Source organism: uncultured Shimia sp. (assembly GCF_947493595.1).
Taxonomy (GTDB): domain Bacteria; phylum Pseudomonadota; class Alphaproteobacteria; order Rhodobacterales; family Rhodobacteraceae; genus Shimia.
Genome location: NZ_CANLRL010000010.1, coordinates 1 through 21,343 on the forward strand (window position 1 = coordinate 1; position 21,343 = coordinate 21,343).

The window sequence follows — 21,343 nt, forward strand, 5'->3', positions numbered from 1 at the left end:
TAATCAAACCAACCAGATGAGCCGAACTCTCTCTTAGTTTAGGCCGCCCTTGGTTCCAAAAACTCTGACGACGCACACACGTAAGTCGAACTTCAGGAACCTTTTCGGAATAACTTTTTAGCAGTTGTTGCTCGGGTCTTGGTGGTTGCCCCCACGTCTTCAACTTGGTATCGTCCCTATGACTGCTTCGAGGATGCACTTGCAGCGAAAGTCTGCAATCCCTTCCAATGTGATTGATGATCATGTCCGCTTTGGGCCAAAAAGCGGGCATGGCACTAGTTGCGATCAAAGGCAGCTTTGCCCGCATTGGAGCCATTCGGCATCCGAAGCAGCGAACGGCCGCTTCCCGCCCTCGTTGCCAAAGTCCAATTTTCGCTTTGGGCTGGAAACAGCCATTGAAGCCCTTTCGGCAAACGACAGCTCCGTCCCGCACTGTTGACCTCCAACCCGCCAAAATGCTGCAGCCGTGCGCGAACGACCGGTTCGGTGACGCTGCGCTGCAGCGACAGGCTTTGTCTCCAAAGGCAGGAATGGGCCGTCTGAAAGACTTTGCAAAACCCGCTTTCTGCGCATTGCCGCCATATGACTTTGGCGCAGCAACGTTCAATCGAGTTCTTCCGGACCTCAGAGGTGGTGCCGCAATTCGGTGATAAGTTGCCCGGTCAACATCGGGTTGTCGTTGTGGAGGGAGTGGTGGGTCGGAGGATCCGTCATGGAAACACCAAATTTACCTGCCATTCGCGCGCTACGCCCTGCCAAGAACAAAGGGCGGATCGTTGGTCAGAAGCGACCGCTCAAGCCCAAACACGTTTGGGCGATCAGGGTGCGACTAGAGTTGGCTGAGAACCATCGCGACTTGGCGCTCTTTAATTTGGCCATCGACAGCAAGTTGCGCGGCTGTGATCTGGTCAAAATGAAGGTTGTCGATGTCATGGCATCAGGTCAGATCAAGGAGCGCGCATCGGTTCTGCAAAGCAAAACGCAAAAACCTGTCCGCTTCGAAATCTCCGAAGGCACCCGCGCCTCACTCGAAAAGTGGATGCAAGACCCGCTGATGGTTGGATCCGCACACCTCTGGCCTGGCCGGTTTCACGAACGCCTTCATATCTCCACCCGCCAATATGCGCGGATCGTCCGTGACTGGGTGACGTCGATTGGCCTTGAGGCGAGCGCATACGGCACGCATTCGATGCGAAGGACCAAGGTAACGCAAATCTACAAAAAGACGGGCAACCTTCGCGCAGTGCAGCTGCTGTTGGGCCATACGAAGATGGACAGCACTGTTCGATACCTCGGCGTCGAGCTTGAGGATGCCCTTGCGATTGCAGAGGCCATAGAAATCTAAGTAATCAGGGCCGTCTTCACTGACGGCCCTGAGCGGACATTCGAGCTTGTTGCGGCGGATATCGGCTTTGAGCACACAATGACCGATGCTGCGCAGAACACGAATGGCGATCACGCTTCTGATTGGTTGCAGGATACGTTACACGTCTGTCTGGCAAAACCGCTCAGTTTCATCCTGCAAGTCAAATTTGCGCAGGCATGTAGCGCTGTTCAATTGAGGGGCGGATTTTTTTGTTTATGGCAAAAAGAAAACCTGCTCCATTCCTGCCCACCACTCTTCGTCTTTGCGCGTGTCCAGAGGTCGCTGCATCGGACCGCAAACTTGCCACCAATCTTGAGTGGCCTCATGCTCCGAAATAGCCGCCATATCCGCTTCAAAATCAGAGCCGGTGTATTCCCAGTAACTGAACATCAGGTTCTCAGGTTCACGCAGGAAAATTGAATAATTGGAGATGTTGGACTGCTTTAGACGAGCCAAAACATCAGGCCAAACCTCCGCATGAAGCTGTTTGTATTCTGCGATATTTTCTGGAGCGATCCCAATCACCATTCCCATGCGTTGTACCATTTTAATCCTAATCCTTGCGGGGGCCTTTCAGGCCGTAAAAAGCCTGGGCGTTGCCACCCATGATCTTGGCACGATCCACTGCGGAGACCTTGCTCAATAGCGTGTCGACGGTGCCACGCCAGTCCGTGTAAGTGCTGGCGAGATTGACCACAGGCCAATCGCTTCCAAACAGAGTTTTGTCAGGGCCAAAAAACTGCAAAACATGTGCTGCAAATGGTGCCAGGTCGGACATCGTCCAAGCCGGTCCAATTTCGGTGACCAGTCCGGACAGTTTGCAATGCACATTTGGCAATTCAGCCAAGCGGCGCATGCCCTGCATCCATTCTGTATCCGGCGTCCGCGCGCCACCCATCTTCGGTTTGGCAATGTGATCTATCACAATAGGCAAACTTGGGTGCAATCTTGCAATTTGACTGATGGGTTCCAGATGACGTGGTTGGATCAGCGCGTCAAAACACAGCCCCAGATCAGCCATGTGAGACAAGGCGGGGGCAACCGTGTCACTCAAAATCCATCCCGTTTCTTCTATGTTTTGCAGCATCGGGCGAAGGCCCTTGAGGGTGGAATTCTGTTGCAGCCGATCAATCACTTTCGGAGCATCTGGCACAGCGAGATCGACCCACCCGACCACACCAGCCACCCAATCCACTTCGCTGGCAATTTGCAAAAGGAACTCGGTCTCAGCGACAGTGTCCGTAGCTTGCACAAGCACCGTGCGATCAACGCCGGCAGCCGCAAGAAGCGGTGCCAGGTCGGCTGGTTCAAAATCGCGGAAAATGTCTGCGACGGTTTCATTCGGCCACGGGTAGTCGCCCCGTTTGAGCTTCCAGAAATGCTGATGGGCGTCAATGATCATTGGTCAGCTGCAATCATGCCATGGGTGATGAGGTCGTCCCACAGCGCGGCTGGCACAGGCGCATTGAACTGGGCGATGTTGCGCTTCAGCGAGGTCGCTTTGCTTGTTCCGATCAACGTAGACGCCACAAGCGGATGCTGGTCCGGATATTGAAGGGCCGCGGCGGGCAACGCGGTGTCATGCTGCGCGCACACAGCCTCAATGTTGGCGACTTTTTCCAAGATTTCAGGGGACGCAGGCGCATAGTTGTAATGCGCTCCGGAACGGGGGCCTGTGGCCAAAATTCCAGAGTTAAAGACCCCACCAATCACCAGCCGCACGTTGTGTTGACGCAGTAGTGGAAAGAGCCGAATACGTGCCGACTGGTCCAACAAGGTGTACCGTCCGGCCAGTAAGATCAGGTCCATCTCGAACTGCCCCAGCAACTCCTCGCAGATTTCCACCGTATTGACGCCGAGACCAACGGCCTTCACGGTGCCATCAGCTTTGAGTTCTTCCAGCGCCTTTACACCAGACTCAAGCAACTGCGCACGGTGATGATTTGTGTCTGTGCCCGCGTCGGGGTCCCCAATGTCATGCACAAACAGGATATCGATGCGGTTCAACCCAAGCCGCTGAAAACTGTCCTCGACCGACCGCATAATGCCGTCATACGTGAAATCGAAGTGTTGCTTGAGCGGCCAAGCGTTGTGAAAGCCATTGATGACCTCTGGCGGATCGCTGTCGGGTGTCAGAACACGCCCAACTTTGGTGGAAAGCACCCAACCGTCTCGATCGCGCAAGAAATTCCCAAGCAGACCTTCAGACGCGCCATTTCCATAGTGGGGCGCGGTGTCATAGTACCGAATGCCGTTGTCCCACGCGCTGGTGAGAACATCCTGAACAGCGGAATGGCTGACGGGGCGGTAGAGGCCTGCGAGAGCGGCTGTGCCAAGAGCCAGGCGATGAGTGTCATTGAGCATTGAAATGGCCTTAGTTGGGATGACATCCGGGCTCCGCCGGAGCCGCGGTTTTATAGGTCAGGACAAATTCAACATGGCCCAGGTCTTCGGATGCGGTGGTTTGGCCCTGACCAAGCGCCACCAGCTTTTGGACAATCTCCGCACCGACATCTTGCAACGTCGTTCCACCGTCCAATATCCGACCCGCATTTACGTCCATATCGCCGGACATGCGGTCATAGGTTTCGGGGTTGGCGCAAACTTTGAGGACCGGTGAAATGGCCGACCCGACCACCGACCCCCGCCCGGTGACAAAGATCACAACGTGTGCGCCGCAAGAGATCAGTTCAATGATTTCAGCGTTGTCATTGATGTTTGGATAGCCATACTTCGGTGGTCCGTCCGGCACGACATCCAAAAGGTACAGCCCGCCCGCGGGGGCAGTTTGGGCGGGGCGGAGGATACCCGCTATTTTGCTTTGACCCGACTTGGCATAGGCGCCAAGTGATTTTTCCTCGATGGTCGATAGTCCGCCGGTGGCATTGCCGTTGGAAAAAGACCCGTAGCCCATTGCTTCATAATACTTGGCCGCTTTGTCTACCGAAGCGATGATCGCAGGGCGCAGCGCCTCATCGGCAACCCGATCCGCCATGACATGTTCACAGCCGATCAGCTCACCGGTTTCCTCGAAAATGCAGGTTGCGCCCGCTTGGACTAACATATCAAAAGCCACGCCAGCAGCTGGGTTTCCGGTGATGCCAGATGTGGCGTCAGAGCCCCCACAAATGGTGCCAATCACCAGCTCAGACACCGCCATCTCGACCTTTGGTTGAGCCATGATTTGAGCATGGGTCAGTTTGATCCAGTCCTGTCCAGCCTTAACTGCGGGACCGGTCCCTCCTACGTCTTGAATGGTGATGATATCCACTGGGCGACCTGAGGCACGGATGACCTCTGCCAATTGGGTCTTTTTGAAATTTTCACATCCGAGCGACACGAGCTGAACAGCCCCAACATTTGGGTGCGTACACAGGGCGGCCATCATGTCCTGACCGTAGTCTGATGGAAAACAGCCGGAAAATCCCACAACCTGCACGTCCCCATCCGGAAAAGGTCGGGCGATCTGCTTGCAGACGTGGTGCGCGCATTCCACCAGATACGCAACCAACACAACGTTGCGAATACCCTTCCTGCCGTCTTTGCGCGGCCAAGCCATCATAGCGGTCATCGGTTACTCCATCACCTCAACTTGGGTGTATCGGCTGGTCAGGTTGTGAACATGCACATGTGCGCCGAGCGGAATGTCCGCCGCTGCAAACCCAATGGGAAAGCCGTACTTCACGATATCTCGCCCTGCGGGGATGTCCTCTGCGGCCAGCTTGTGACCAAGACCCAGGGTCTGGGGTACAAAGACCTCCAGCCCGGACAGACGAATGTGTTCGCCAGCCTGAATGGTCGATTTTAGCACGACGATATTGTCACCTTCGGCAAGCGTCATAACACGGGGATCGTTTGATGGCTGTCGAGTCATGTTTCGTTGTCCCATGTCACACTGCGCAGAAGTGTTGTTCGTGCGGCATTCAAGTGCGTCTGAAAGAGATCCAAGGCACTTTGTTTGTCGCCGGCCTCCAACGCACGTATCACCGCTAGGTGCTGTTGAGCGGCAACAAGGTTGCGCTCGTGTTCGTCTTGTTTGTTCCACCGGTAGTGGTAGTGGAAAATCACGGAAACCAGCTCAAAGAAGTCGTCGATAAACCTGTTCCCAAGACCGTCGAGCAGAATCCTATGAAACTGCTCGTCCAGACGCGGGAAGTTCAAAAATTCGGCGTCGATATTGCGAATGATACTCTCGTGAGCCTTATCGAGCGCAACCAGCTGCGCAAACCTTGTCGAGTCCGGTCCAGCATCAAGCAAGGCCTGAAAGGCGCGCTGCTCAAACATCTCCCGCACATCAAAAAGTTCGATGGCAAAATCCTGTGTAAAGCCTCTCAGCACCCAATGCCGGTTGGGTTCTTTCTCAATCAATCCAAAACGAGAAAACTTAATCAGGCACTCCCGGAGCACCGACGCACTTGCGCCAAATTCCCTCACCATCTCGCTCTCATGCAAAATTGTCCCCGGCTTTAGATCCCCCCCAAGGATGTATTCCATGAATTGAGTTTCAACGCGCTCGCTGGTCGAAAGCGTCTCTTCTTTGGCAAAATAATCTGCCGCAACCGGTTTTCGCAGAACGGTTTTGGTGCGCCCAGACCATTGAATGATGCCGCTTTCATTCAATTGCGCCAGCACAGCACGCACCGTGGTCCGACTGATGCCGAGGCGCTGAGTCAATTCAACTTCGGACGGCAATGTATCCTCGATTGGCAACGCCGCCACAAAATCCAAGCTGCGGTTGAGGCTGTCTTTGTAAGTCGAATTGTCACGTGACATGAAATGGCTCTGTTTGTTTTTAAAAGATTAAGTAACTGTCTTACATCACGCCGAATGTTGCAAAGGCGTCTTGTGTCGACATGCCGTTCTTTATCGCTTTGGAGACGTCGTTCTCGGTGGCGACTTTAATCAACGCATCCTCGATGGCTTGGCTTTCAACCTCTTGCGGGATGATTAGAACCCCCTCGTCATCGGCAAAGATCAGATCACCGGATTGCACATCGACACCCTCAACGGAAATCGGCACTCGATAGTCCAGAACCTTGCCGCGTACCCCTTGATCCTGCGCATACGCGCCGCGTGAGAATGTTGGAAAACCAAGGCGTCTTATTTCATCGGTATCGCGGATAAATCCGTCCAGTATTGCGCCGGCTGCTTTCAACTGCAGAGCACGAGTAGACATCAACCCTCCCCAAAGCGCGTATTCAAAAGAAGCACCAGAAGCGATGTAGATCTCATCTTCTTTGAGGTCATCCAAGGCTTCGAACATAAGGCCAAATGGTTTTGCTGTCAGCGGCCCATGACCGTGGCCCTCGAGGTAATCCGCCTCCAAGACCGTCATGGCGCGTCCGGTGAGTTTGGTGCCACTGACCAGCGGTTTGATGGGTTGCGGCAGAAACTGCTTACGATACCCCAACACGTCCAGAACGTCGCCAATCACCGCAGTGAACAGCTTTTCTTTCATTATAGAAAACAGCTCTTTGTCGGTCATTTTGCCCTCCTCAAAACCCAGTTGCTCCGCCGCCGTCCACAAGCAGCACCTGCCCGGTCACATACTTCGCAGCGGGCGCGCACAGAAAGGCGCAGGCCCATCCGATATCTTCCGGATCGCCCAGTGTGCCCATGGGAATGCGCCCCATGATCTTTGCCTTACGCTCCGGGTCGCCTTTGGTGGCGGTGCGGAAAACGTCGGTGTCGATCCAACCCGGCGCGACCCCGTTCACACGAATACCGCTTTGGGCAAATTCTGCGGACAGAGCGCGGATCACGCCGTTGATTGCAGTTTTGGAGATTGTGTAGCCGGACACATTGGGCTGTCCAATGTAGGCGGTCATCGAGGAAATGAAGAGAACAGACCCTTTGGTTCCCGCTTTCAACATGCTGTCCATGATGGCACGGCTCAATTCCAAGGCACCGCGTACATGCACATCAAACACACTGTCAAAGTCGCCGAGATCAGACTCTATGAACGGCTTTTTGATAGTGTTGCCTGCATTATTCACCAAAATATCAAAAGACCCGTGATCAGCGTGCAATTGGGCTGCAGCGGCAGGAATGGCCGTAATATCCGTCAAATCCAGCACCTGATACCGCGTGCCCATGCCAATCTCAGCACAAGCGTCCCGCAGCACGTCTTCGCGCCGACCGGCAATCACCACCTTGGCACCACTTTGCGCAAGGCTTGTTGCGATGGCTTTTCCCAATCCAGTGCCGCCACCGGTCACCAGCGCGGTTTGTCCGCTCAAGCCGTATTGTTCTGTGAGGCAGGTTGCGTCAGTCATGGCCGTTGCCTTGCATGTCGATCATTACCTTAAAAATGTCTTGGCGATTGGCTTCCCAGAAGGGGAAGGCCTTCGCGGCGTCATCCCAAGAGAAGACGCGCGAAATGATTTTTTGAGACAATCCGGGCGTCGCTTGGAGATGGTCGATAACCGCCTCAAAATCGGTGCGTGTCGCATTTCGAGAGCCCATGATGTCGAGCTCCTTGAGATTGAACAGTGATGTGTTGTAGCTCACTTCAGATTTTGCGTAGCCGACATAAACCACGCGCCCGCCAAAACAGGCCAGATCCACCGCGCTGCGAAAGGTTTCGGGCAAGCCAACAGCTTCGATGACAACATCTGCGCCATGTCCATCGGTGAGTGCGGCCACGCGATCGGACAAAGACTCCGTGAGCGGGTTGATAATGTCTTGCACGCCGAGATTGCGCAGCGTTGCCTTCTTGGCGTCACTGATTTCAACCACAATCACCCGTGCGCCGCGCGCCAGTGCGCCAACAACGGCACCGACGCCAATCATACCTGCGCCGAGGACAACCACGGTGTCGTGTTGGGTGACCGTGCCGCGTTGAACCGCGTGAAACCCAACGGACAAAGGCTCCACTAAGGCTTGTTCATGCAGGGAAAGCTGGTCGTTCAGGATCAAGCGATCATAGGGAACAACCAATTGGGACGCCATGCCACCGTCACGTTGCACGCCAAGTGTTTCGTTGAATTTACAAGCGTTTGGACGTCCTGTACGGCAGGCTGAGCATTGTTTGCAAGCGGTATAGGGGATCACAATTGCCTTGGCGCCAGGTGCGCATTTGACTGGTACATCCTGCCCGTATTGCACAATGGTTCCACCAATTTCATGGCCCGGAATACGAGGCAACGTCGCCAGCGGATTCAGGCCCCGATATGTATTGAGATCGCTGCCACACAGACCAACACACCCAACCTCTAAGAGGACGTCTTGCGGACCCAGGTTTGGCGTCTCCACCGTGGTGAAGGCAGTTTCGCCAATAGAGGTGATGGCCATTGCTTGCATGGGTTTTAGCGTCTTTCGAATTGGATTGGGAACAGCCGCCTGCCACATGGCAGGCGGCCAGAGTGACAGGGCTTACTTGAACTCGCCGACGTTGTCGGACGTGATCAAAATGCCATCAATAGGTGTGAAGCTCGGGACCTCTTCGCCTTTGATTAGGCCAATGAGGTTTGACACAGCTTCGGCACCCATACGCGCGTTGTCCTGCTTGATCGTCGCAGCTTGCTCGCCCGCTTCGATGGAGACAAGGTTGGCGGGGTTGCCGTCAAAGCCAACGATGACCAGGTCATCAATTTTGCCAAGCTCAGTGGCCGCCGATACGGCAGCAAGAGCGCCCGGATCCCAGGCCGAGAAGATGGCTTTGATGTCCGAGTTGGACTGCAAGAAGTTCACTGTGGTCTCATAGGCGCAGGCGTCTTGCCAGTCACAGATCTGGAAAATCACTTCGTGGCCGGCAGCTTCCGCTGCGTTTTTCACGCCGTCACGGCGCGCATTGCCGGTCTGGTGACCCGCAGATCCGCCAAGAATGAGGACAGAACCGCTGTCCAGTTTGTCGACAATATAGCTGCCAGCAATCGAGGCCGCCGCGAGGTTGTCGGTCTGAACCAGGCTGGCGACATGCTCATGTTCGATGCCAGTGTCGACGGCAACAACGGGAATGCCTTTGCGCTTGGCGTTGTCCAGCGACGCATCAAAGGCGCGGTTGTCCACAGACCCAATAATGATGCCATCAACACCCATATTAATCGCACGATCCACAGCATCTTTTTGCGCTGCAGCGTCCGCAGAAGACGCTGTCAGATCAATGAGTTCGACACCCATTTCTTCCGCCTGAGCTGCCGCAGACTTCGCCACGCCAATCCAAAAAGTGTTGTCTGTTGAATAACCGGTATACGCGATGCGCAGATCATCTGCGAAGGCGGCTCCTGCGGTCAATGCGGATACCGCGACAGATGCCACCATCCCCTTGAGTGCTTTGATTTTCATTGGTCTTCCTCCCTTTGGCTTTTTAAAGTGCCCGAGGTTCGGGCGGTCTTTTCCCGCGGGCGCTCCTCCACGCCCGTCAGAATTCTCAAATTTGATGTGCGCTAGCGGCTTGGTCGGCGCCAAACGTCCCAGTAGACGGCGACAATGATGATGATGCCGATGGCGATGCGCTGAACCGAGGTTCCGACGCCGAGATAGGACAGCCCCACGATGATGGTCTGCATGATCAGCATGCCGATCAGGGTTTTCCCAACTCCGCCGCGGCCGCCAAACAGGCTTGTGCCACCAATCACCACAGCAGCGATTGCAAACAGCTCATAGCTCTGACCGCGCGCTGGCATTGCGAAGTTCAGCTTGGAGACTTCAAGGATGGCTGCAGTCGCAGCGAGAACCCCGCCCAACATGTAGTAGTAGATCCGGCTCTTACGCACGTTGACACCTGACAGGCGGGCCACCTCTTCGTTGCCTCCGATGGCAAAAGCATGGTTGCCCAAGCGTGTCTTTGTGAGGAACAGACCGGTCAGAAGCGCCACGCCAAACATGATGAGCATTGGCACCAGGTAGCCCGAGCCCAACATTTGAAAGCTCTCGGGAAACCGCGACAGATCCCGCCCACTCGCAAGGATTTCGGCGATCCCTTTATAGGCTGTAAGCCCACCCAGCGTGACGATGAAGGCTGGCACTTTGGTGAATACCTGAATGGTGCCATTGAGTGCGCCCATTGCGGCGCCAGCCATCAGCCCAATGAGGACCGCAACCAGCACTGGCAGTTGATATTCAGCCAAAGCAATGCCCACGATGACGCCCACAACCGCAAAGATTGAGCCGACAGAAAGGTCCAACCCGCCGGATATCAGCACAACCGTGGTGCCGCAGGCGAGGATGGCAAGAATGGAGGCCTGGCCAAAAATCGACAACAGTGTGTCGAGACTTCGGAACGGCTCAGACAAGACGAAAAACACCAAGTAAATCAAAACAAGCGCCGCCAAAACTTGCCAAATCTGCAGGAACTGATGTCTCAGGATTGCAAAGCTGGAACCGTCCGCGGCGGGTGTGGAAATCTGGGTTGAAGAGTTTTGAGTCATGTCTGTCATCTCAAGCGGCCTTGTCTTCGGTGGCGCCGGTGATCAAGCCAACAAGCGCATCGCCATCCACGTCTTTCACGTCGCGAACTGCCGCCAGACGGCCAAGACGTAAAACCATGACGCGATCACAATAATTCATGACATGCTGCATGTTGTGCGTGATCATAATCACAGACAGCCCGTGGTCTTTCAGGGAGCGCACCAGATCCATCGCCATTTTGCTTTCTCGGACACCCAGCGCAGCGGTTGGCTCGTCCAAAATGGCAATGCGCTTGCCAAACATCACGGTTTTGGCCAAGGCCACCGCCTGTCGCTGGCCACCCGAGAAGGCTTCAGCCTCGCGATAAATGTCAGCGATGCGAATATCGAGTTTTTGAAACAGCGCGCGGATTTCAGCGTCCATTTTGCCAAAGTCGAGAGTGCCAAAAAGGCGCCCTAAAATATCATCTCTGACAATTTCTCGCCCGAGAAACATGTTCTTGGTGATGGACAGCTCGTTGACCAAGGCCAAATCCTGATAGACCGTTTCGATGCCTGCGGCTTTTGCTTCCGTTGGCGAATTGATCTGCACCACCCGGCCGTCCATTTCAATGGTTCCGGAGGTCTTGGAAATTGCCCCGGTCAAAGCTTTGATCAACGTTGATTTACCGGCGCCGTTGTCTCCAACAACCGCCAATACTTCTCCCTCGCGCAAATCAAGATCCACGTCTTCGAGTGCGACCACTCCACCGTAGTGCTTGCTAACGCCTCGAGCGTGCAGAATAGTTTTGTCGCCGACTTGGCTGGCCATTTTTAGTTCTCCCTGCAAAGCATTTTTCGAAAGCTTTGGTTTTCTATCTATAAAAAACACATGATGAGTCGGTCAAATGTTTTTTTTATTTAAAAAACATATTTTTCCGACGGAAAAACTGCGACTTGTTTTTTTCATTAAACTTAATGCCTTACACGCGATCTACGTACATGAAGTTACCGATTAAAGCTTGCCATTGCGCATGCACGCTTTAATCAAGGAAACGGCAGTATCATCCCGATATTTGGTTAATCGCGCAAATCTGGCTACAAAAAGACTCGCAGCAAGTGTCGGCTCTCTGCCCATGTTCCAATCAGGTATGTCCGCTTATGACTGGCAGAAGACGTTAGGGTGGTTTCCGACAACGGTAATCGCGCATAGCGGCCTTTCGTGACATAGGCAGCAAACGTCTGCTTTCCGCCCCCTTCTGCCCGTGCGAGGATCGGTGGCGCGCAGCGCGCAGGTCATCCAGGGTTCCCGGGTAACATCCTCATTGAGATTATTGATGTTGTAGGCTCACATGGTGTTCTGCAAGGCAGAGATAAAATTGACCAGGAATATGACGGCTCGCTTTAGGGGTGTCTTAGGGCTTATCGGGTTTTCACAATTGGGTGGGGTATTTTTTGTGGTACAAACTCATGAGTTATACTTTTTTACTTTTTGTGGTAGTAACTTACGGGACTTAAGAGGCGGACATCTCCTCCGCCATCACAGTTCCAAAGATTTTGGTGTGCGACTGTGTTTTATCTCAAACCTTAAACGACCCCAAAGGCTTGTAGGATTGTGCCACCTGATGCTTTGCGTTGTGGTGTTCTGGCCTTTGCGCTTTGATGGCGGCAAACAAGGAGGGAGCTTTGATGCTGACGTTGGATCATTTGGCTGTAGCAGGCGAAACGCTTGAGGCAGCTGTGGCGCATGTAGAAGTGGCGCTGGGCGTAAAGATGGGTCCCGGTGGGGAACATGACCATTTTGGCACACACAATCAGCTGATTGGCCTTGCGGACGGGCTGTATCTGGAGGCGATTGCCGCCAATCCGTCGGCCGGGGCTCTGCCTTATCCGCGTTGGTTTGACTTGGATCGGTTGCAGGGTGCGCCGCGTCTGGGGAACTGGATTTGCCGCACGGACGATATGGACAAAGAACTGGCGCGCTTTGATGTGGACGCAGGCAAGGTGGTGCATCTGACGCGCGGGGACCTGCGCTGGCGAATGGCCGTGCCGAACAGCGGTGTACTGCCGTTTGACAACCGCTTTCCCGCTCTTATTCAGTGGGATGTGGTGGTGACACCGGCAGAAATTCTGACACCTTCAGGTGTGGCACTCACGCGGCTGGAAGTGGCGCACCCTGACGCGGAGGCGTTGAGAGCCTGTGTTGGACTGGCCGATCCTCGCGTGGCTTTTGTGCCTGGCGAGGCCGCATTGCAGGCCACCTTTGACACCCCACATGGCACGCGGGTGTTGCGGTGATCCTACGTGATGCAACAGGCGCGGATGCCGCGGCGATTGCCGACATCTGGAACCGCGAAATCCGCGAAGGGGTCAGCACGTTTAACACCGTCGAAAAAGAGTTGGGAGCGTTGAAGGCTTTGATTGCGTCAGAGGCCGTGTTCAAGGTTGCCGAGAGTGACGGTATGGTCTTGGGCTTTGCCACCTTTGGTCCGTTTCGAAGCGGCCCCGGCTATATGCGGACAATGGAACACACAATCTATCTGGCAGAGCGTGCGCGTGGCAAAGGTCTGGGGCGTGTTCTGGTGGATACCTTGGAGGCCGAGGCCAAAGCGCGCGGTGTTCATGTTTTGGTGGCAGGCGTAGGCGGAGAGAATGCCGGTGGCATTGCGTTCCATAAACAGCTTGGGTTTGTTGAGGTCGGGCGGATGCCTCAGGTTGGGCAAAAATTTGATCGCTGGATGGACTTGGTGCTGTTGCAAAAAATGCTGTGACGCAGCACTGGCCATTTGGTTAAGAAGCGCTAAGGTGGCGGCATGTCAATTTGGTCCCGCATATCGCAGGCGTTGTCTGCTCTGAGTCAGGGGGAGTCGCTCTCCTCTGTGTTTGATCATCTGCGCGCACCGCCGGAGCGGTCGGTGGCGTTCACCATCGCAGTGATTGCTCTGGGCGCGAAGATGGCCAAGGCTGATGGGTTGGTGACCCGAGATGAGGTTACGGCCTTTCGCGAAGTTTTCCAGATTGCACAGAAAGACGAGGCCAACGCGGCCAAGGTATTTAATATGGCGCGTCAGGATGTGGCGGGTTTTGAAGAATACGCCACGCGCATCAAAGGCATGTTTGGGGCGGTGCATGGGCGACCTGACGACTTGATGGAAGGGTTGTTTCACATCGCGGTGGCGGATGGGGAGTATCATCCAAACGAAGATGCCTTTCTTGCGAGGGTGGCGGAAATCCTTGGGGTTGAAGACCATGCGTTCAAAGCCATGCGGGCGCGATTTGTGCCGGATGCGGAGGCGGATCCTTACACGGTATTGGGCGTGACGCCGGAGATGTCGATGGACGAGATCCGCAAAGAGTGGCGCAAATTGGTGAGGGAAACGCATCCAGACGCCATGATTGCGCGCGGTGTGCCGGAAGAAGCGGTCAAGATTGCCGAGAAGCGCATGATTGATATCAACCGTGCCTGGGACCAGATCAACGAGGCGGCGTGATGCGAATTGCCACGTATAACGTGGAGTGGTTCTCAAGCCTGTTTGATGATCAAAATCAGTTGCTTATGGATGACGGCTGGTCTGGTCGTAATGGAGTCACACGGGCGCAGCAGATTGAGGCCGTGGGAACTGTGTTCACTGCGTTGGATGCGGATGCGGTGATGGTGGTTGAAGCGCCGGACCAGGGCAGCAAGCGCGATACGGTTATAGCGCTGGAGCGGTTTGCGGCGGCGTTTGAACTGCGGGCGAACAAGGCGGTTTTGGGATTTGCCAACACGACACAGCAAGAGATTGCGCTATTGTATGACCCCACGGTGTTGACGCCTACGCATGATCCGCGCGGGGAGATCACGGGGAAGCACGGGGCCACAGGCGCACCACGGTTTGACGGTGTGTTGCGGCTGGATCTGGATGTGGATGCCAAAGAGGATTTGGTGGTGTTTTCCAAGCCACCACTGGAATTGGACGTGACAACTGCGGCAGGGCGCGAGCTGCGTGTGATTGGGGCACATCTGAAATCCAAAGCGCCCCATGGCGCGCGCAATCGCGATGAGGTGATGAAAATATCCATCGCCAACCGGCGCAAACAATTGGCGCAGGCGATCTGGCTGCGGCGCCGGATTGAGGAAGAACTGGCGGCGGGGGAGGATGTGATCCTTTTGGGGGATCTCAATGATGGTCCAGGGCTGGATGCGTTTGAAGACCTGTTTGGGAGGTCGTCGGTAGAGATTTTGTTGGGCAGCAACGGCGGTGCGCGCATGTATGATCCACATGCGGCGATGGCGTTGCGTCATAAGTTGGCGGCGCAGCCAACAACGGCGCGGTTTCATCTCGAGCGTGAGGGGCGTTATCTTAATGCGCTGTTGGATTACGTCATGGTGTCAGAGGCGCTGCGATCGGCGAACCCACGCTGGCGGATTTGGCATCCGTTTGAAGATCATACATGCTGGGACATGCCAGAGCTGCGCAATGCGCTGCTGATGGCATCGGACCATTTTCCGGTGGTTTTGGATATCGATATTTGAGTTGGGAAAAGCTGTCATGAAAACCTTGAAAGCCTGTGTGGTGAGTGTTGGCCTCTGTGTTCCTGCGGGGCTTGCGATGGCAGAGGAGACAGACAATGGTCGCAGCCTGATGGAACAGGGTATGGAGCTGTTTCTCAAAGGCTTGCAGGACGAAATTGCGCCAACCCTTGATGGGTTTTCCGCCCTGATGGAAGAGATTGGGCCAGGGCTGCAGGGGTTCTTAGAGGAGATGGGGCCAAAGCTTGGTGCAGTGTTTTCCAAGGTGGAAGATTGGAGCAGCTACCACGCGCCAGAAATGCTACCCAATGGGGATATCATCATGCGCAAAAAGACTCCGCAGGAGATGGACACCCCTGAAGAACAGGACTCGTCAGGCGGTGTGGACCTCTAGATCGGCTGATGTTGTGAGCAAAATGTCAGTCTTTTAGGCGGACGTTTGGTGCGGCGCCGAGGGCGCTGGCCAAGGCATTGAAGCGGGCTTCGGCAACTTCGCCATACAACGGGCCTGTGCTGACCGGCAGTTTGAGGTGAAGCTCAGCTTTCTTAGGATGGTATTTGAGTGTGCCCATATTGTCACGGTCCTGCTGCCACAGCATGGCACCAAAGCGCATGGCTTTGCCGATGACCTCTGCCTGATGTTGTTCTTTGTCACTCAGTAGCGGAGCAAGATCTTCAAAGCGGGTGCCTTCGGATTTGTTGCGATAGCGGTGCAGTAAGGACAGGCCCAGAAACACACGTTCTTCATGTTTTAGGCCGCCGAGATTGGCGCGGGTGGTGCTGTCAAACACGGTTTCGGCACGGTAATCTGGATGTGCGCGCCAGCTGACGTCGTGCAGGTAACAGGCGGCTTTGATCAGGCGCAGCTGTTCCGGCTTGGCTGATTTGAAGATTGGGAAGATGAATTTGTAGAGTGATTTGCCAAATCCCGGAATGCGGGCGTCTTTCGCCTCCATAAAGCGACAGGCTTCGATCAACGGGTCACGTTCGCGGATGCGGTCGGGCATTTGCTCATAAAGCACGCCTTCACGAATGCCGTAGGAGCTGATCGCGATGTCGTGGGGTTTGAAGCGGCGTAACACACCTTTGAGCACCTCGATGGCCAGCGGCACCAGTGCCATACGGGAGCTGGAGACGCCGCAGCGGCCGCGTAGCTCGTCCGGGTCGTGTTCTTGAATGTAGCGGGCGGTGTCGCGCACCGAGGTCGCGGTCATCCGGTATTCGTGCAGCACCTTAAGCGGATAGCCACGTCGCTCCATGTCGATGCGGGCAATGGCGCGCCAGGAGCCGCCCACAAGAAACAGGCGGTTTCGCTGATTGCCCATCTGTTGGTAGAGGTCATCCAATGTGCTGTTGATGAAGTCGCGGCGGCCTTTTTTGCCGCCTTTCACATCGCGCAGTTTCAGAGGGCCGAGGGAGGAGGTGACACGTTTTCCAACCTGTCCGTCGTTGATTTCGGCCAGCTCCATGGAGGCACCGCCGATGTCACAGATCAGACCATAAGCACCGGGCCAGCCAGTGAGCACGCCTTGGGCGGAGAGACGCGCCTCTTCGGCGCCGTCAATCACGTGGATGTGTACGCCGGTCGTGGCGAGCACTTCGGCGCAAAAATCTGGGCCATCAGAGGCTTCGCGCACGGCGGCGGTGGCCACAGCAGTTAAACCATTGAGGCGCATGGAATCCGCCAAACGGGCAAAGCGGGCGATAGCTGCCAATGCCCGCTCACGCCCCTTGGGGTTGAGTTTGCCTGTGTCAGCGATGCCGGCACCCAGAGCACACATTATTTTTTCGTTGTAGAAATACGCGGGGCTGCGCGCGGCGCCGTCAAACACCACAAGGCGCACCGAGTTGGAGCCAACATCCACCACGCCTACACGCGACAGGGCGCGGGCTTCGAGGTCTTCAAAAATCGGGCGTTCAAACAGGCTGTGGTCCTGCTGCGGATCGTGGGGCATGGCGGTCGTCTTACGTCAGGTACAGAGTTGTTTGGTAGCGCAACATTGCGCCACCCTTGAGGTGGGGTCAATCATCCGTATGGGTCAATTGAGGCACATCAGATGCCCCCGCAGAGCCCCGTCCAGAGAGCGACGGGTTTTCCATGAAAAACCGGTGGCAATTGAAGGCAAACTCGCCTTCCGGAACCGGGGTGCGGTCGAAGCTACCGTCAGGCTTCATCACCCAACTTTGGGCCACGTCAGCCATGTTGGCCGCCATGACCTGGGACATCATTTGGGCCTTTACCGTTGCGTTTTTGACTTCGACAAGGGTTTCGACGCGGCGATTGAGGTTACGGCCCATCCAATCGGCTGAGGACATGAACACCCGCGCTTTTTTGGCGGGCAGCTCATGACCATTGGCAAAGCAGACAATGCGGGAATGTTCCAGGAAACGGCCAACCACAGACTTGACGCGGATGTTGTCTGAAAGACCTTCGATGCCGGGGCGCAGGCAACAGATACCACGCACAATCAGAGAGATTTTTACCCCTGCCTGAGACGCTGCATAAAGCGCGTCGATGACTTCCGCCTCGACCAAAGAGTTCATTTTGGCCCAGATCGCCGCTGGTTTACCGGCGCGGGCGTTTTCTGCCTCCTGCGCGATCAGCTCTAGCAACTTGGGCTTCAGGCTAATCGGGGAGATGGCGAGGTTCTCCAAGGTGTCAGGCTCGACGTAACCGGAGAGGTAGTTGAAGACGCGATTGGCATCGCGCCCCAATGCGGCGTCACAAGTGAACAAGCTCACATCGGTGTAAATTTTTGCGGTGATCGGGTGATAGTTGCCGGTGCCGTAGTGGGTGTAGGTCACCAGCTTGTCACCTTCGCGGCGCACCACTGTGGAGATCTTAGCGTGGGTTTTTAGATCCAGAAAGCCATACACCACATGGGCGCCCGCCCGTTCCAGACGGCGGGATTGGCGGATGTTGGCGGCCTCGTCAAAGCGGGCTTTGAGCTCCACCAGCGCGGTGACAGACTTGCCGTCTTCGGCGGCCTCACAAAGTGCCTCGACGATCGGAGAGTCCTTGGAGGTGCGGTACAGCGTTTGTTTGATGGCCACCACATTGGGGTCACGCGCGGCCTGTTGCAAGAAGCGCACCACCATGTCGAAGGTCTCATAAGGGTGGTGAAGCAGCATGTCTTTTTGCTGAATAGCGGCAAACATATTGCCGTCAAAGTCCTGGACCCGTTCCGGCACGCGGGGTGTGAAAGATGGCCAGAGAAGGTCCGGGCGATCATCAATCACCATTTCCTTGAGGTCCGCGAGGCCAATCATACCGTCGATGTCGACGACCTCGTCGCCGGTGACTTCAAGCTCTTGCATGATGAGCTTTCTGAGACCGGCAGGGGCGTCGGATGTGATCTTCAGACGTACAACTTCGCCGCGACGACGGCGTTTGAGCGCCACTTCAAATTCGCGCACCAGATCTTCGGCTTCATCTTCAACTTCGAGGTCGCTGTCGCGCAAGACGCGGAATGCGCAGTGGCCTTTGGCTTTGTAGCCGGGAAAAACACTGTCCAGATGCAGGATCAGAAGCTCCTCAAGCGGCAAGGCGCGGATGGTGCCTTCGGCGGAGGGTAGGAAAACAAACCGGTCAATCTGATTAGGGATTGGCAGCAACGCCTTGAGGCTGCGTTTGTTTTTTTTGCGTTCCAGTTGCAGCGCCAGGGAGAAGCCGGTGTTCGGGATAAACGGGAACGGGTGCGCCGGGTCGATGGCCAGCGGCGATAGCATCGGGAACACGCGGTTCATAAAAACGTCCGCGAGGAACGTGCGATCCTCGTTGGTGAGGGCATCTCGTTGCAGGATGTGGATGTTTTGCGTTTCCAACTCGTCGCGCAGGCTGTTGAACATACGTTGTTGCTCTTGCAGCAGGTTGCGGGCGTCTGCGTTGATCAGCACAAGCTGTTCTGCGGGCGACAGGCCGTCTTGCGCCGGGTTGTTGTGGCCTTCGCGCACAAGTTCCCGCAGGCCCGCGACGCGGACGGTGTAAAACTCATCCAGGTTGGTGGCGGAGATCGACAGAAAACGCAGGCGTTCCAACAGCGGCACCCGTGGGTTTTCGCTTTCTTCGAGCACACGCCAGTTGAAGCTGAGCCAGCTTAATTCACGGTTGAAGAAGCGGTCCGGTCCGTTGCGGTCCAAATCAGGCAAGGCAACAGGGGCGGGGAAGTCGGATTTTAGAAAGTCAGCTTGGGTCATGTCACTCTCATGCCATTGGCAGGTAACGAGAAGATGACTTTAGGCGGGAAAGTGTAAAGGGTCCAGAGAGCTGCGCAGGGCAGGGTGTCGCGGGGACTTATTGTTGCTCAAGTACCCGCTTGGCCAGCGCCTTGGTGATCGGGCGTTTTTCGCTGAGAGACAGCTGGTCCAACGCCTCTACGATAAGGGCGACGTTGGCAAAGCTGCGATCCATGTGTTTGGCAATGTAGCTAAGCACATCCGGGGTGGGCATCAGCTGACGGTCACCAAATTGTTTGGCCATTACGGCCATCAGCAGCATATCGTCAGGCTGGTCCAGCGTGGCCACAGTGGTGCCTTGCATGCGCGACAGCAGGTCGGGCAGGGTCAAGCCCCATTGCAGGGGGGCGCCGTTGCCGGTGAGCAGAAGCGTGTTGCCTTCGGCCAAGGTCAGGTTGTGCAAGTGAAAGAGCGCGGTTTGAGCGTCCGGATTCTCGGCGATCAGGTGCACGTCTTCCACCGCAACCGGGGTCTTGGCCAATGCGGGGACTGCGTCTTTGGTGAGTGTGGTTGCGGCCACAATCTGTGCGCCAGACAGTGCGGCCCAAACGTGGGTCAGATGGGTTTTGCCGGCACCTGCTGGCCCGGCGAGCACCAGTTTACCGCCCGCCCAGTTGGGCCATAGATCGACAAGGCCAAGCGCCATGGCGTTGGCCGGGCTGACAAAAAAATCATCACGCCCCAGGGCTGCCCGGACGGGCAGGTCGAAGTTTAGCTGCTCAGCCATTTGGATTTAGTCGGTGTCCTGTGCGCTTGCTTGATCTGTCTCGCTGCGCCCTTTGTAGAGCGTGGAGGACATGTATTGGCCAGTGACAAAACGTGCAAGCACTCCAAGTGCTGCGGCCACTGGGACGGCAACCAACATGCCAACGAAGCCAAACAGAGCGCCGAAGACAGACAGAGCCAAAAGCAACCAGACTGGATGCAGGCCAACGGATTTGCCAACCAGCTTGGGAGTCAGGACATTACCTTCGATCATTTGACCGGTGGCAAAGATTACGGCGACGAGCCCAATCTGAAGCCAATCTCCCCAGAACTGGAAAAGTGCTAAGCCTATTGCAAGGGCGCCGCCGATGAGGGCGCCAAGGTAAGGGATAAAGGTGACAAGACCGGCAATAAAGCCAACAACAAGGCCGAAGTTGAGGCCCACAACGATCAACGCCACGGCGTAGTAGGTGCCAAGAATCAAACAAACTGTGCCCATGCCGCGCACAAAGCTGGCCAGAGTTTTGTCGATGTCTTTCGCCAGACGGCGAATGGTGGGGGCGTGGTCGCGGGGGAGGAGCGAGTCAACCTCGGCCACCATGCGATCCCAATCCAACAGGAGGTAGAAAGCCACAACCGGCACGATCACCAGCAGGACCACCACATTGATGAGCGAGGCTGCAGAACTCAGAGCAGATTGCAAGAAATCCCCGCCACGGTCTTGAAGGAAGTCGCCGACTTTCTGCAGTGACTGATGCATCATCGAGTCTGGCTGCAACAGGCTTGGGAAACGCTCAGCCACAAAGACCCGCAACTGAGCAAATGCCTCAGGCAGTGTTTTTACAAGTTCTTCAGTCTGCTGGATCAGTGACGGGATAATCGCCAAAATACCAACCACAAAAATCAACACGCCAAATAGCGTGATAACAGTTGTCGAGGCCGCGCGAGACAGGCCTTTGGCCTCAAGCTTGTCTGCCAGCGGGTCGAGGAAGTAAGCGATTGCACCGCCCAGGACAAAAGGCAGTAAGACATCGCCAAGCGCCCAAAGCACCACGGCAAAGACAACTACAAAGATTCCCCAGAACTGAAACTGTTTGTGGGCGGGAAGGGCCATAAGCACTGAACTCCGGTCTGTCGCGTTGGTCACAGTGATTGCGCATGCCGGCTGGGGTTGCAAGTCTTTGAGGGAAAAGC

22 protein-coding genes are annotated in these 21,343 nt (G+C 55.6%); 6 read left to right on the forward strand and 16 right to left on the reverse strand.

The window, feature by feature from the left end; genetic code table 11:
- Nucleotides 1-712: 712 nt before the first annotated feature.
- Nucleotides 713-1,345 carry a tyrosine-type recombinase/integrase gene (locus Q0955_RS18680; protein WP_299427625.1) on the forward strand — a complete coding sequence of 211 codons (633 nt, stop codon included), beginning with the start codon at nt 713-715 and terminating at the stop codon, nt 1,343-1,345.
- Between the two features lie 234 nt (nt 1,346-1,579).
- Here Q0955_RS18680 and Q0955_RS18685 read toward each other — a convergent pair whose 3' ends face one another.
- The 12 genes from Q0955_RS18685 to Q0955_RS18740 all read right to left on the reverse strand — a co-directional run bounded on the left by Q0955_RS18685 (nt 1,580) and on the right by Q0955_RS18740 (nt 11,527).
- Nucleotides 1,580-1,900 (reverse strand): L-rhamnose mutarotase, encoded by a 321-nt coding sequence (locus Q0955_RS18685; protein WP_299427628.1) that lies wholly within the window; start codon nt 1,898-1,900, stop codon nt 1,580-1,582.
- Between the two features lie 19 nt (nt 1,901-1,919).
- On the reverse strand, nt 1,920-2,768 hold the full coding sequence (locus tag Q0955_RS18690) for an amidohydrolase family protein (RefSeq protein ID WP_299427631.1): 849 nt from the start codon (nt 2,766-2,768) through the stop codon (nt 1,920-1,922).
- Nucleotides 2,765-3,730 carry an aldo/keto reductase gene (locus Q0955_RS18695; RefSeq protein ID WP_299427635.1) on the reverse strand — a complete coding sequence of 322 codons (966 nt, stop codon included), beginning with the start codon at nt 3,728-3,730 and terminating at the stop codon, nt 2,765-2,767. Before Q0955_RS18695 ends, Q0955_RS18690 begins: the two co-directional genes overlap by 4 nt.
- A 10-nt stretch (nt 3,731-3,740) precedes the next feature.
- The gene (locus tag Q0955_RS18700; RefSeq protein ID WP_299427638.1) at nt 3,741-4,937 is read right to left on the reverse strand and encodes a UxaA family hydrolase; all 1,197 of its coding nucleotides are present in this window, start codon (nt 4,935-4,937) and stop codon (nt 3,741-3,743) included.
- 3 nt (nt 4,938-4,940) lie between these two features.
- Nucleotides 4,941-5,240, reverse strand: a complete 300-nt coding sequence (locus tag Q0955_RS18705) for a UxaA family hydrolase (protein WP_299427641.1) — start codon at nt 5,238-5,240, stop codon at nt 4,941-4,943.
- Nucleotides 5,237-6,085, reverse strand: a complete 849-nt coding sequence (locus Q0955_RS18710; RefSeq protein WP_299427975.1) for a GntR family transcriptional regulator — start codon at nt 6,083-6,085, stop codon at nt 5,237-5,239. Before Q0955_RS18710 ends, Q0955_RS18705 begins: the two co-directional genes overlap by 4 nt.
- Nucleotides 6,086-6,179: 94 nt before the next feature.
- The gene (locus Q0955_RS18715; protein WP_299427644.1) at nt 6,180-6,851 is read right to left on the reverse strand and encodes an RraA family protein; all 672 of its coding nucleotides are present in this window, start codon (nt 6,849-6,851) and stop codon (nt 6,180-6,182) included.
- A gap of 10 nt (nt 6,852-6,861) precedes the next feature.
- Complete coding sequence (locus Q0955_RS18720) at nt 6,862-7,641, reverse strand: SDR family oxidoreductase (RefSeq protein WP_299427647.1); 780 nt, start codon at nt 7,639-7,641, stop codon at nt 6,862-6,864.
- Complete coding sequence (locus Q0955_RS18725; protein WP_299427650.1) at nt 7,634-8,659, reverse strand: zinc-binding alcohol dehydrogenase family protein; 1,026 nt, start codon at nt 8,657-8,659, stop codon at nt 7,634-7,636. The genes Q0955_RS18720 and Q0955_RS18725 overlap by 8 nt, the downstream gene beginning before the upstream one ends.
- Before the next feature lie 81 nt (nt 8,660-8,740).
- Nucleotides 8,741-9,652, reverse strand: a complete 912-nt coding sequence (locus Q0955_RS18730; protein ID WP_299427652.1) for a sugar ABC transporter substrate-binding protein — start codon at nt 9,650-9,652, stop codon at nt 8,741-8,743.
- Between the two features lie 101 nt (nt 9,653-9,753).
- Nucleotides 9,754-10,746, reverse strand: a complete 993-nt coding sequence (locus Q0955_RS18735) for an ABC transporter permease (RefSeq protein ID WP_299427655.1) — start codon at nt 10,744-10,746, stop codon at nt 9,754-9,756.
- Between the two features lies 1 nt (nt 10,747).
- Nucleotides 10,748-11,527, reverse strand: coding sequence for an ATP-binding cassette domain-containing protein (locus Q0955_RS18740; RefSeq protein ID WP_299427658.1), 780 nt, complete (start codon nt 11,525-11,527; stop codon nt 10,748-10,750).
- 860 nt (nt 11,528-12,387) lie between these two features.
- Here Q0955_RS18740 and Q0955_RS18745 point away from each other — a divergent pair.
- The 5 genes from Q0955_RS18745 to Q0955_RS18765 are packed head-to-tail and all read left to right on the forward strand — an operon-like array spanning nt 12,388 to nt 15,602.
- Complete coding sequence (locus tag Q0955_RS18745) at nt 12,388-12,993, forward strand: VOC family protein (protein WP_299427978.1); 606 nt, start codon at nt 12,388-12,390, stop codon at nt 12,991-12,993.
- Nucleotides 12,990-13,466, forward strand: coding sequence for a GNAT family N-acetyltransferase (locus tag Q0955_RS18750; RefSeq protein WP_299427661.1), 477 nt, complete (start codon nt 12,990-12,992; stop codon nt 13,464-13,466). Before Q0955_RS18745 ends, Q0955_RS18750 begins: the two co-directional genes overlap by 4 nt.
- Nucleotides 13,467-13,508: 42 nt before the next feature.
- Nucleotides 13,509-14,186 (forward strand): molecular chaperone DjiA, encoded by a 678-nt coding sequence (locus Q0955_RS18755; RefSeq protein WP_299427664.1) that lies wholly within the window; start codon nt 13,509-13,511, stop codon nt 14,184-14,186.
- Nucleotides 14,186-15,211 (forward strand): endonuclease/exonuclease/phosphatase family protein, encoded by a 1,026-nt coding sequence (locus Q0955_RS18760; RefSeq protein WP_299427666.1) that lies wholly within the window; start codon nt 14,186-14,188, stop codon nt 15,209-15,211. The genes Q0955_RS18755 and Q0955_RS18760 overlap by 1 nt, the downstream gene beginning before the upstream one ends.
- Before the next feature lie 16 nt (nt 15,212-15,227).
- A complete protein-coding gene (locus tag Q0955_RS18765) occupies nt 15,228-15,602 on the forward strand; it encodes a hypothetical protein (RefSeq protein WP_299427669.1) in 375 nt (124 codons plus the stop codon).
- A 25-nt stretch (nt 15,603-15,627) separates the two neighbouring features.
- On the opposite strand, the gene Q0955_RS18770 is transcribed toward Q0955_RS18765, so the two are convergent.
- The 4 genes from Q0955_RS18770 to Q0955_RS18785 form a co-directional block, all read right to left on the reverse strand.
- Complete coding sequence (locus Q0955_RS18770; protein WP_299427672.1) at nt 15,628-17,163, reverse strand: Ppx/GppA family phosphatase; 1,536 nt, start codon at nt 17,161-17,163, stop codon at nt 15,628-15,630.
- A gap of 67 nt (nt 17,164-17,230) precedes the next feature.
- Nucleotides 17,231-19,405, reverse strand: coding sequence for an RNA degradosome polyphosphate kinase (locus tag Q0955_RS18775; protein WP_299427675.1), 2,175 nt, complete (start codon nt 19,403-19,405; stop codon nt 17,231-17,233).
- Between the two features lie 97 nt (nt 19,406-19,502).
- Nucleotides 19,503-20,171, reverse strand: coding sequence for a DnaA/Hda family protein (locus Q0955_RS18780; protein WP_299427679.1), 669 nt, complete (start codon nt 20,169-20,171; stop codon nt 19,503-19,505).
- A gap of 6 nt (nt 20,172-20,177) precedes the next feature.
- Complete coding sequence (locus Q0955_RS18785) at nt 20,178-21,263, reverse strand: AI-2E family transporter (RefSeq protein ID WP_299427981.1); 1,086 nt, start codon at nt 21,261-21,263, stop codon at nt 20,178-20,180.
- Nucleotides 21,264-21,343: the final 80 nt, after the last annotated feature.